This is a genomic window from Candidatus Sordicultor fermentans (genome assembly GCF_012728195.1).
In the GTDB taxonomy this organism is placed as follows: Bacteria; Atribacterota; Atribacteria; order Atribacterales; family Caldatribacteriaceae; genus Sordicultor; species Sordicultor fermentans.
Genome location: NZ_JAAYFP010000005.1, coordinates 1 through 10536, shown reverse-complemented (window position 1 = coordinate 10536; position 10536 = coordinate 1). Strand labels below are relative to the sequence as shown.

14 protein-coding genes are annotated in these 10536 nt (G+C 43.0%); all 14 read right to left on the bottom strand.

The features are described from left to right. Positions 1-119: 119 nt before the first annotated feature. Positions 120-491, bottom strand: coding sequence for a TIGR02530 family flagellar biosynthesis protein (locus tag GXZ17_RS00285; RefSeq protein WP_409375293.1), 372 nt, complete (start codon positions 489-491; stop codon positions 120-122). After that, on the bottom strand, positions 491-865 hold the full coding sequence (locus tag GXZ17_RS00280) for a flagellar hook capping FlgD N-terminal domain-containing protein (RefSeq protein ID WP_409375292.1): 375 nt from the start codon (positions 863-865) through the stop codon (positions 491-493). The genes GXZ17_RS00285 and GXZ17_RS00280 overlap by 1 nt, the downstream gene beginning before the upstream one ends. 19 nt (positions 866-884) lie before the next feature. Beyond that, positions 885-2330: a flagellar hook-length control protein FliK gene (locus GXZ17_RS00275; RefSeq protein WP_409375291.1), complete on the bottom strand. Its 1446-nt coding sequence runs from the start codon at positions 2328-2330 to the stop codon at positions 885-887. 4 nt (positions 2331-2334) lie between these two features. Continuing rightward, entirely contained in the window at positions 2335-2934 is a 600-nt protein-coding gene (locus GXZ17_RS00270; RefSeq protein WP_409375290.1) for a MotE family protein, read from the bottom strand. Positions 2935-2942: 8 nt separating this feature from the next. Continuing rightward, positions 2943-3428, bottom strand: a complete 486-nt coding sequence (locus GXZ17_RS00265) for a lytic transglycosylase domain-containing protein (RefSeq protein ID WP_409375289.1) — start codon at positions 3426-3428, stop codon at positions 2943-2945. A gap of 6 nt (positions 3429-3434) precedes the next feature. After that, complete coding sequence (fliJ, locus tag GXZ17_RS00260) at positions 3435-3881, bottom strand: flagellar export protein FliJ (protein ID WP_409375288.1); 447 nt, start codon at positions 3879-3881, stop codon at positions 3435-3437. A gap of 3 nt (positions 3882-3884) precedes the next feature. After that, positions 3885-5201 (bottom strand): flagellar protein export ATPase FliI, encoded by a 1317-nt coding sequence (gene fliI / locus GXZ17_RS00255; protein ID WP_409375287.1) that lies wholly within the window; start codon positions 5199-5201, stop codon positions 3885-3887. Further along, on the bottom strand, positions 5194-5907 hold the full coding sequence (locus GXZ17_RS00250; RefSeq protein ID WP_409375286.1) for a FliH/SctL family protein: 714 nt from the start codon (positions 5905-5907) through the stop codon (positions 5194-5196). The genes fliI and GXZ17_RS00250 overlap by 8 nt, the downstream gene beginning before the upstream one ends. After that, positions 5900-6922 carry a flagellar motor switch protein FliG gene (gene fliG / locus GXZ17_RS00245; protein ID WP_409375285.1) on the bottom strand — a complete coding sequence of 341 codons (1023 nt, stop codon included), beginning with the start codon at positions 6920-6922 and terminating at the stop codon, positions 5900-5902. Before fliG ends, GXZ17_RS00250 begins: the two co-directional genes overlap by 8 nt. A gap of 3 nt (positions 6923-6925) precedes the next feature. Further along, positions 6926-8512 (bottom strand): flagellar basal-body MS-ring/collar protein FliF, encoded by a 1587-nt coding sequence (gene fliF, locus GXZ17_RS00240; protein WP_409375284.1) that lies wholly within the window; start codon positions 8510-8512, stop codon positions 6926-6928. A 7-nt stretch (positions 8513-8519) separates the two neighbouring features. Further along, a complete protein-coding gene (fliE, locus tag GXZ17_RS00235) occupies positions 8520-8810 on the bottom strand; it encodes a flagellar hook-basal body complex protein FliE (protein WP_409375283.1) in 291 nt (96 codons plus the stop codon). An 11-nt stretch (positions 8811-8821) separates the two neighbouring features. Further along, a complete protein-coding gene (gene flgC / locus GXZ17_RS00230) occupies positions 8822-9217 on the bottom strand; it encodes a flagellar basal body rod protein FlgC (RefSeq protein WP_409375282.1) in 396 nt (131 codons plus the stop codon). A gap of 1 nt (position 9218) precedes the next feature. Beyond that, positions 9219-9614 carry a flagellar basal body rod protein FlgB gene (flgB, locus tag GXZ17_RS00225; RefSeq protein WP_409375281.1) on the bottom strand — a complete coding sequence of 132 codons (396 nt, stop codon included), beginning with the start codon at positions 9612-9614 and terminating at the stop codon, positions 9219-9221. Positions 9615-9717: 103 nt separating this feature from the next. Continuing rightward, positions 9718-10536, bottom strand: an 819-nt coding sequence (locus tag GXZ17_RS00220) for a hypothetical protein (protein ID WP_409375280.1), incomplete at its 5' end; no start/stop codon positions are given.

Genomic DNA, 10536 nt, shown 5'->3' with positions numbered 1-10536 from the left:
TTATTTCCTATCACATCCATCCGGGTCTGGTGATTTTTAAGACCAGAAACTCCGGAAAACAGAGAACGCATCATTTTTAATTTACCTCCCTTCGGGGAGCTCCCCTAAGGACCAGCTCCCTAAGCAATAATCGCTGAATCAATATTGGTAAAGATATTATCTTTTCGAGAGTTAGAATCCATACAGGTTACCACCACTCGCTCCGGGACATTCACCACAAAAGCCACTTCTCCCACCAAAACGAGAGAGTTTCTTCCTCCTTTTTCCCTCACTTTTTGCACCGCTTCTTGCAGGCGCTCTACAGTATCGGGAGAAAGAGGTATATCTCTTTCTTTTATCCTTCTTTGAGCGTGTAGGGAAAAGCTCAACTCCTCTTCTTGAAGAATCCGCTCAAAATCCCCGCCAGTCTCTGTCTTGCGACGAAGAGGAGTAGAAGAAGAAGGTTGAACCTCAGGAACAAATTCCCGAAAATTTTCTATCTTTTGAACCATCAGCTCTCTCCCACTTTAACTACTTCACTGATATTGTATTCTCTCTCTCCCACTTCTAAAACCACCTGCTCTTCTTTAACTGTTACTCCTTCCACTTTCCCCACTGTTCCATCAGTTAACTCTACTTCTTTACCTACAAGAGAAGAAGCGTTCAAAAAAAGTAGAGATTGTAAGCTTTTATTGGCATTTTGCATCTCCTCTAAAGCACTGTATTGAGCCAGTTGCGCACTGAATTCCTGGTCGCTCAGAGGATCCAGTGGATTTTGCAAACGGAGCTGAGTCACAAGAAGCTGCAAAAAATCGTGCTTATCTAAGGTATTCTTTCCTCTTTCACTTGTCTCCGTTGCTTGCGTTCCTACTGCTTGAGTTCCCATTATCAATCTCTTCACCTCCTCAAACTAAAACATTAACTTTCCCTGAAGAGTCATCTAACAGAGAGAAAGTCACCGCATCTCCTTCTTCGGAAGAAAAAGAAGAAGAGAAGTAATTAGGTCTTCCAGAATGGGAAAAGTAGTGACCATTTTGATTCAGATAGTTATTCATCCACAATCCCTGTTCATTCAACTGTGCTTCTAAAACAGGAAGGTTTTTTACTACTATTTCCTGGGTGCGAGGATCAGATATCTGCCACACACATTCTACTCGATTGTTATCTTCTCGCACTTGAATCACGATAGAACCCAGAGATTCCGGTTTGAGCTGAATCACCACTTCTTTCTCGCCCTCATTCTGGCTGACCATCTGAAGAACACGATCAAATATCTTTGGTATTTCACTCTTTTCTACCTGAGAAAAATCGATCGTTTCTTCTACTGGAGAAGTCTCTCTTCCTCCTGGTGCTCCTCCGTAAAAATCAGAAGCCAATTCCACCTTTTTCTCCTGAGCAGTGTTTTTTGCCTTCTCTGTCTCCAGAGGAGGTAAGCCTTTCACAGTTTCTGTCTCTTCCCCGGAGAGACTCTCCTCTTCAGAGGTAAAAACCAATCCTTCCCGGGGGGCTACTTCTTCTATGGTATCTTCTTCCAACCCCGAAGAAAACTCCGGAGTGATTTCTTCTACTGTTTCCACCTCAAGAGGAATGATTTCTTCTCCTTCTTCACTCACTACTGATTCACCCTCTACCTCGTTACCCGGTATAACAAAACCTGCATCTCCAGGAGTGATTTCTTCTCCTTCCCCGGCAAGAGGTAAGTCATCGATGATAAGATGCTCTGGTTCACTTTCCACCTCATTACCTGGCAGGATAGAACATCCCCCACCAGTAGAGCACCCTCCCTGCCCTAAAGAACATTCTGAAAGGGAACTATTTTCAAGAGGGTAAGAAAAAACCTTCTCTTCTAAGAAGGTAACGAGATAATCTATTAACCTGCCCAGTAACTCACTGAGAGCCTCCTTGTCTCCGGAGATTTGAAAAGTAAACTCTCCATTTTCTCCTGTTCCGCCACTCACCAGCACTTTCCCCTTCTCTCCTAAATTGAGAGTAAAACTGATATTCTCCACTTCAGAGAGAAAGCTATCTATCGTTTTTTTCCATCCCTCCACTCCAAGTATCTCCTCAAAGGAAGAATTACAGCAATTAGAGAAAGCACAAGCTCCGGGAGTAGCAGTTTCTACTACAGAAGAAGAGCAAGGAGAACAGCTACTTACTGCCGGGGTGGAGGAAAAGCTGCAATCTTTAACCGGCGCGGTTTCTCCCCAACCCAGAGAAAAAAGAGAAGGAATTAGAAATTGCTCAAAATTCGAGCTCTCTTTCTCTTCTCCCTTTTCCACTTTTTCGGGATAAAGGCTGCTATTATTTTTCACGTCCCTGCTTTCTACCGGCAAAAATATAAAACCATCCATTTTTTCACCTCCCTTCCATCATTTTTTTCATGATTTCTGCCGCTCTTTCCACCGGAAAAGCATTCAATATTTCGGCTACATTTCTTTCTTTCATAACCGAAAGTATTTCCACCACCTCCTCATCAGAAAGTTTTTCCATAATTCGGGATGCTTCTTCCGGCTCCATAGCGGTATAAATCTTGGCCAGACGAAAAATTTTTTCTTCCCGGGAAGAAGAGTCGACATCTTCCCCACCTGTTTCCGAGGAAGGTTCTTTTATTTCAGATGGTGTATCCACTACTACTTCCTCCTTTGAGAACTCTTCTATCACGGGGTTTTGAGGTCCTACTTTCTCTAAAATAGGGCCAGGGTAAATAACCTGACTTTCAATTTCTTCTTTTCTTACTATCAAATTTTCTGAATCTCCCTCCTGCCCTGAAGGCATGCGCATAAAATATAAAAAAGGTAAATCGATAATTCCTACAAAATTGAGAAAGAAAATTAGAGTAAAAGCAAAAACCAGAATGGGAAATATTGTCTCTGCCCAGCTACTTTTTCTTCTGGAAGCTTTATTTCTGGCCGTTTTTTCTCTTCTTTTCTGGATATCCATCTCTTTACTGGCCACCGGCTCTATTATCCTCCTATTACCTTCTTTACAAACCTTTGAGTTTCTGGAAAGGGAGGGATACCTCCATACTCCTTCACCCGAGAAGGACCAGCATTATAAGCGGCAAGAGCCAGAGGAAGGCTGCCGAACTGATTTAATAGGCCCCGTAGATATCTCATTCCCCCTTCTAAGTTCTCCCGCTCATCAAAGGGGTCTTTCACCCCTAAATCCTGACAGGTTTGGGGCATAAGCTGCATCAATCCCATGGCTCCCCGAGGGGAGACGGCGTCAGGGTTAAAGTTAGACTCCACTTCAATCAATTTCTTCGCTAAACAATGATCTATCTGATATTTCTGGGCGTACTCCTTTATTAAATCCTCAAAGGGGGTGGCCTCAGAGGAAGAGTCAACATTAGTTTTTCTTTCTTCCAGCGAAGAAACTCGTCGGGAACCAAATTTTTCCTCGATTTCCCCTATCCGGGATATGAGTCTTTCCAGATGACAAGGAACCACAATACTCTACCCCCTTTTATACCTGTGGATGGTGATTTCATCCAGGTTTTTCTGGTCATTCCTAGCTACCTCTATTTTAAAATTCTCATAATCTTTGTCTTTCAATTTTTCCATAACTTTTCTATCAATTGCCGCCTCCATTAGCTCTTCTCTGGTTTTGCGCATTTGTTCTTCCAGTTGCTTCAGTGAATCCTTAATTATCTCTACCCTCTTTTCCAGGTTCTCGAGATACCATTCATAAAACATTTCCTCTTCAACCCGAAAATCGGCATTCACTTCTCTTTTTTCCCGGCGCTCCACCAGAGCCCCCTCTTTTTTCTTCTCCAGAGAGAGAAGATGCCCTTTTTGAGCCTCAATTATTCTTTCCAGTTCTGCTACCCGGGCTCCAATCAGGTCTTCCCTGACTTTACGAACATCTAAAACTTTCTGCAGCTTGAATTCATACCCTTTCATTTATTATTCTTCTCCTTCAAAGAGCTGAAAAAGAAGAGCCTGAGTTTCTTCCCAGGAAAAACTCTCTTCTATCTCCTGGCGCAAAAATTCCCTCACCCTGTCTATCATCGCTAAAGCGTAATCAATGCGAGGGTTAGAACCACGCTCATAAGCACCAATGTTTATCAAATCTTCTGCCTCCCGATAAGTAGCCAGAACTTCTCGCAATTTCTGAGCCATATGTTGCTGTCTCTTATCAGTAATATCAGGCATAAGGCGACTTACGCTCTGCAAAACATCTATAGAAGGATAATGTCCTTCAAAAGACAAGTTACGGGAAAGAACGATATGCCCATCCAGAATAGCTCTTACTGCATCAGCAATGGGCTCATTCATATCATCCCCTTCTACCAATACTGTATAAAGAGCGGTGATGCTTCCCTGCTGCGAATTTCCCGTTCTTTCCATCAACCGGGGAAGCAAGGTAAACACTGAAGGGGTATAGCCTCTCGTAGTAGGTGGCTCTCCCACCGCAAGACCTAATTCTCTTTGAGCCATGGCCAGACGAGTGACTGAATCCATGAGAAAAAGAACATCTTTTCCTTTATCTCTAAAATATTCAGCAATAGCAGTAGCACAAAAAGCAGCTTTAATTCGCAACAGTGGAGCCTTATCCGAAGTAGCTACCACAAGACAACTCCGGCGCAAGCCTTCTTCTCCTAAGTCTTTTTCAATAAACTCTTTTACTTCTCTTCCTCTTTCCCCCACCAGAGCTATAACATTGACATCACTCTGAGCATAACGAGCAATCATTCCCAAAAGGGTGCTCTTCCCTACTCCGCTTCCGGCAAAAATACCCACTCTCTGTCCCTTCCCGCAGGTGAGCACTCCATCTATAGCTTTAATTCCCAGAGGTAAAACTTCCCTGATGGGCTTTCTATCCAAGGGAGGAGGTGGTTCACGATCCAGAGGATATTCTGTCTCTCCCTCTATAGGACCTTTGCCATCCATAGGACGACCCAGCGCATCTAATACCCGTCCCAGCAAGTCTTCCCCCACTTTTATTTTCATTTCTTTTCCCAGAGCTATAACCTCACTTCCCAGCTCAATTCCGCTTCTTTCTCCTAAAGGCATAAGTAAAGTTCTCTCTCCTCGGAAACCCACTACTTCAGCTAATATCTCGTTTTCCCTGTCCAGTGAGCGCACCCGACACAACTCCCCCACCCGACAGGAAGGGCCTTGAGATTCCATCACTATTCCCACCGATTGCAGAACTTTTCCATTTAAGCGCAAGGGATCGATATTCTCAACTATTTCTTTCGCCTTAGAAAAATCAAGCACTGGTTCCCTCCTCTAAAACCTGAAACAACTCCTCTTTAATGTTTTCTAACTGAGTATCTATTCGAGCATCTATGCTGCCAAAAGCAGTTTCTATCAAACATTCTCCTCTTTTTAAGCGATGGTCCTCTTGAATTTCCAGATAATCTATCCCGTCTATTTTCCTCATCAATTCTTCTCTTATTTCCCGAACCAGGTTATATTCTTCTTCACTCACCCGTAAAACCACTCGCCCCCGGTTGCTCAGCTTTTTCAAAGCCTTCTCCACCAGACGTTCGATAAATGGTTCTCTTTCTACCTCCCTTTCTATAATTTTCCGGGCAATAACAAAGCTAAGTTCCAGAAGAGGCTCTTTCATTTTTTCTATCATTTCTTCTCGATAATTATAAATCTCTAAAAGCTCTTGCTCCCAAACAGCCACCTTCTCCTGCCATTCTTTGTGTACCTCTTCTCTTCCTATTCTTCTGCCTTCCTCCAGCCCTTCTCTTCGAGCTCTATCTTCTATTTCTTTTCTTTTAGATTCCGCTTCTTCCAGTATCTCCTGAGCTTTTCTTTTCGCTTCTTCAATAATAAGGCTTCTTTCTTCCTGAAATTTATCTTCGTTCTCCCTTTCTTCTTCCTTTACTACCATTTTCCCATCGTCCTGTTCTTCTTCTCCTACCAGGAATAGTTCAGGGAGAAATTCCACTTCTTTGTAAAGCCTAAACAAAGATCTCATCCTCCCCTCCGCCACGGACAATTATAATTTCACCTGCTTCTTCCAGGCGGCGAATGGTGTTGACAATCTTCTGTTGAGCCTCGTTAACTACCCGCGCTCTCACCGGACCCATGTACTCCATATCTTCTTTAATCATCTGTGCTGCTCTCTGAGAAACATTGTGGAAAATTTTATCTTGTAGCTCTGGAGAGGCACCTTTCAAAGCCAGAGCTAAATCTTTCATATCCACCTGTCTTAACACCAGTTGTATTGCTCGATCATCCAGAGTTATAATATCCTCAAAGACAAACATCTCCGATTTAATTTCTTCTGCCAGCTCTGGATCTCTCTCTTCTAGAGCTTCCAAAATGCTCCTTTCTGTTCCTCTATCACTCTTATTCAAAATCTCCACCAGCTTTTTCTTCCCCCCCACTCTGGTAAAATCCTGGGTAGTAAGGAAATTAGAAATTTTTCTCTCCAAAACTGCCTCAATCTCTTTAACTATTTCTGGAGAGGTTCGATCCATAAGAGCTACCCTCATAGCTACTTCCCCTCGCACACTTTCAGGAAGATTTCCCAAAACCACCGCTGCTTGTTCCGGTCTTAAATAGGAAAGGATTAAAGCAATAGTTTGAGGATGCTCATTTTGAATGAAATTCACGAGCTGCAGCGGGTCAGCCCGGCGCAAAGATTCAAAGGGAGTAATTTCTAAAGTGGCAGAGAGCCGGCTGATAATTTCTTGAGCCCTGTGAGGACCTAAGGCTTTCTCTAAGAGTTGCCGGGCGTAATCTACGCCTCCCTGGGAAATATATTGTTGAGCTAAAGCCAGATGATAAAATTCACCAATGACTTCCTCTCGCAACTCCGGAGGAACTTTTTCCAGAGTGGCTATTTCCAGGGTTATATCTTCTATCTCTTCGTCGGTAAGCCTTTTTAAGATTTGAGCAGCCAGATCCGGCCCCAGACTCACAAGGAGAATGGCCGCTTTTTGTCTGCCAGTAAGTGACCTACGCTGAACGATAGACATAAGCTAATCCTCGTGTAACCAGCTTCTCAGAAGTTTGACCGCATCTTCCGGACTGGTGTGTACTAATTTTTTGATATCTTCTTCCATTCTTTTTTGCACTTCCATTTTTACCTTTTCCTCGGGGCTAAGTTCCACCGGCCTAATAGGAGGTAATCTTTCCTCTTCATATCTTTCTTCCTCTTCATAAAATTCTGCCATCACTCTTTCGGGAAGAGTAGCAGAAACCAGTATTCTTCTTCCCAGAGAGTACATCAAAAAGATTAAAAGCGCTATTAACCCATACTTAGCTAAAAGCTCTATCCACCTCATCATATTCTGAGAAGCTAAAGCTTTCTTTTCTTCTTCTTGCATCTCTCGATTGAAAGGAAGAGATTCCACAATCAGCATATCTCCTCGTTCTTCACTCAAGCCTGCTGCTGCCTTAACTACCCCTTCTATCTTTTCCACTTGTTCAGGAGGAAGATCGCCATCCACGAGCACTGCTACCGAAAGCCTGGTAATTTTCCCCGGAGAAGAAGCAAATTTCTCCATCACCCGGTTAATCTCATAGTTCACTGTTGACTCCCGACGGGTATAATCGCTGGTTTCTCCTGCTTCCTGGCTTTCTTCACCATAGACAGGAATATTAGAGGCTACTCCCGGAACACCCCCTGGCACAGCAATTCCCCCTCGATACTTTTCTTCTGTCTCCTGAGTACTTCTCGCTACTCCTTCTCCTCCTCTTATTGGCTCAAAGGTTTCCTTCTGGCCCTCTCGCTGTTCAAAATCCAAATCAGCACTCACCCGTACCACCGCCTGATGGTAGCCCAGAGCGCTCTCCAGCATAGATTGGATCCTATTTGTAAGAGTTGTCTCTACTTCCTTTTTCATTTCTAACTGAGTAGCAGTAAGACGAGATAAAGTTGCCCAGCTGGAGTCATCTCCACTACCACTAGCTAAAACGTTTCCTCGATCATCGATAATAGCTACTCGATTAGGATTTAAACCTTCTACACTATTGGCTACTAAATTAGTAATAGCTTCTATCTGAGCATCCTGGAGAGTGGCTCCAGAGCGGAGCTTTAGAACCACTGAAGCAGTGGGTGGCTTTTCCTCTTCAGCGAAAAGCCGCTCTTCCGGAACTGCAAGATGTACCCGGGCTCCCTCTACTTCTTTGAGCTCCATGATGGTTCTTTCCAGCTCCCCCTGCAAAGCTCGTTGATAGTTAACTTTCTGTAAAAAACTGGTAAGACCAAAAGTATTTTTATCAAAAATCTCAAAACCTGCTCCCCGAGCAGGCAAACCCTCTTGAGCTAACTTCATTCGCGCTTCGTAAACTCTATCTTGGGGAACCAGAATTTTAGTTCCTCCACCGGAGAGTTCATAAGGAATACCCAGCTCTTTCAATTTATCCACTACTTCTCCTGCTTCTTCTACCGATAGGTTTTGAAATAGAGGAGCATAATCTGGTTTCCCAGCATAAAGAAAGAGAGTAACCAACCCTGCCACCAAAACAGTAGAAATAAGCAAAAGCAATAATCTTTGCCCCTGGTCCATTCCTTCCCAGGTTTTTTTTGCCTGTTCAGCAAAGTCAGCTAATGGATTCTTCATAAATCGTTTACACCTGCATACGCATTATTTCTTGATAGGCTTCTACTACTTTATTCCTCACCTGCACTGCAATCCCCAGAGCTAAATCGGCTTTTTCCAGAGCTATAAAAGCGTTATGGATATCTTCCTCTCCTTGTGCTACCTTTTCTACCATCTGGTCCGCCTCAACCTGCAACTTGTTTACTTTTTGCAAAGCTTGATTTAAATATTCTCCAAATCCTCCAGCTCCTCGAGAAAGACCAGAAATTTCTTCCTCCCAACCCAGAGAAAGAGAAGATATGTTGTTTTCTATTCTCATTTTCTAATCCCTCATTCTCGACCAATATTGAGAGCGCTGCTCATCATACTTTTGGTAGCATTTAACGCTGCTATGTTAGCTTCATAAGCCCGGGTAGCAGCCAGCATGTCTACCATTTCATTCACCAAAACTACGTTAGGGTACTCCACCCACCCATCTGCATTGGCATCAGGATGCTCAGGCTGGTAAATTAACTGCGAGGGGGTGGAGAGATCTTCCTGGATTCTATTTACTCTCACTCCTCCATTTTTTGCCACCTCAAATACCACCACTTTTCTTCGGTATGGTCCTCCACCTTGTGTTCTAGTGGTATCAGCATTAGCCACATTGGAAGATATAATATCCATTCGTAAACGTTCAGCAGTAAGAGCTGAAGCACTGACATCGAAATTTCGGAATATTTTCACCTCATCGTACCTCCCGGACCACTGTTTTCAATAAACCAAATTTTTTTGAAACCATGCGAGTTAGGGTTTGATAATAGAGAGTATTTTCCAAAATCAAAGTCATTTCCTTTTCCATATCTACTCCTCCTCCGTCTTGGCGCACTGAATATTCCTCCACCCCCTTATTAATTGACTCTTCTCCTTTCCCCGGCATCAGGTGATCAGGATGAGTTCGCCATAAATTTCCTTTTTTTTCACTTTCTCTCAAATAAGTTTCAAAGCTTACATCCTGGCGCTGGTAGCCAGGAGTCTCGACATTAGCCACATTGTCTATCAATAAGTTCTGCCGAGCTAAAGATAAATCCAGGCCTTTTTCTAAAGTTCTAAAAACTGGATCTTGAATAATCTCGTTTCTCATTTTCTGCACCTCGGGCTTTTGCTTTCAACTGTTTAGCTAGGATAAATTATTGTGCCAAAAGGGGAGGGAAAGAAAAATTATATTGGGGGGGAAAGTTCAAAAATTATTTTTCTTTCAGTTTTTTGCGTAAGTAAGAAGGTAAAACACCCATTTCTTCCCGGTAAAGAGCACAAGTCCGGCGGGCTATATGAAAACCTTTTTTTTCTAATTCTTTCACTATTTCTCGGTCAGAAAGAGGACGATGAGGCGCTTCTTGAGCTAATATAAGTTTCATCATTTCCTTAACCGGGTAAGAACTATCAAAGAAAAATTTGACACTCCTTACCACTCCATCTGGAAAACAGATTGATTTTTCTTTCAATACCTGGCAAACTGCACTCACGCTTACTCCTACTCCTTCGGCCACCTCCTTTTGAGTAAGAGGAACAAAGTGACGAAACCCGCGAAGCAAAAAATCTTTTTCTCTTTCCACTATATAGTCTAAGACCCGCAATAACAGTTGATTTCGATAATTGAGACAAGATACCACCTCTCGTGCTTCCTCCAGCTTTTCTTGCCAGAAAATTTTCTCTCGCTCCGGAGTATTTTTTTTTCGTTTCCGGTAAAAAGAGAGCACTTCTTCATTTATTGTCAGTTGAAAATAAAGAGAAGGAGTGAGAAGCACTTCAAAACTATTTCTTCCTACATCCAGAATTTCTGCATCGGGAACGAGAAAAGGTAGAGGAGATTCTAATTCTTCTGCCTCTCGACCTAGAGAAGCTTCAAAAAATTGCGCCGGAGAAAAAAAGAGATTTTCCTGATAGGGTTCCAGAAGTTCTTGAAACTTATGGGGATGGGAAAGAAACTCTCGACGTACTGTTTCTTTTTCCTCCTTTTTTATCACTTCCAGCTCTATCATCTGTAAAATCAAAAAATCTATGGC

Coding starts and splice junctions, on each gene's coding strand:
- flgB (WP_409375281.1), bottom strand. CDS start 9,614: ATGAGAAACGAGATTATTCAAGATCCAGTTTTTAGAACTTTAGAAAAA.
- GXZ17_RS00285 (WP_409375293.1), bottom strand. CDS start 491: ATGGTTCAAAAGATAGAAAATTTTCGGGAATTTGTTCCTGAGGTTCAA.
- fliF (WP_409375284.1), bottom strand. CDS start 8,512: ATGAAGAATCCATTAGCTGACTTTGCTGAACAGGCAAAAAAAACCTGG.
- GXZ17_RS00275 (WP_409375291.1), bottom strand. CDS start 2,330: ATGGATGGTTTTATATTTTTGCCGGTAGAAAGCAGGGACGTGAAAAAT.
- GXZ17_RS00280 (WP_409375292.1), bottom strand. CDS start 865: ATGGGAACTCAAGCAGTAGGAACGCAAGCAACGGAGACAAGTGAAAGA.
- fliG (WP_409375285.1), bottom strand. CDS start 6,922: ATGTCTATCGTTCAGCGTAGGTCACTTACTGGCAGACAAAAAGCGGCC.
- fliE (WP_409375283.1), bottom strand. CDS start 8,810: ATGAGAATAGAAAACAACATATCTTCTCTTTCTCTGGGTTGGGAGGAA.
- fliJ (WP_409375288.1), bottom strand. CDS start 3,881: ATGAAAGGGTATGAATTCAAGCTGCAGAAAGTTTTAGATGTTCGTAAA.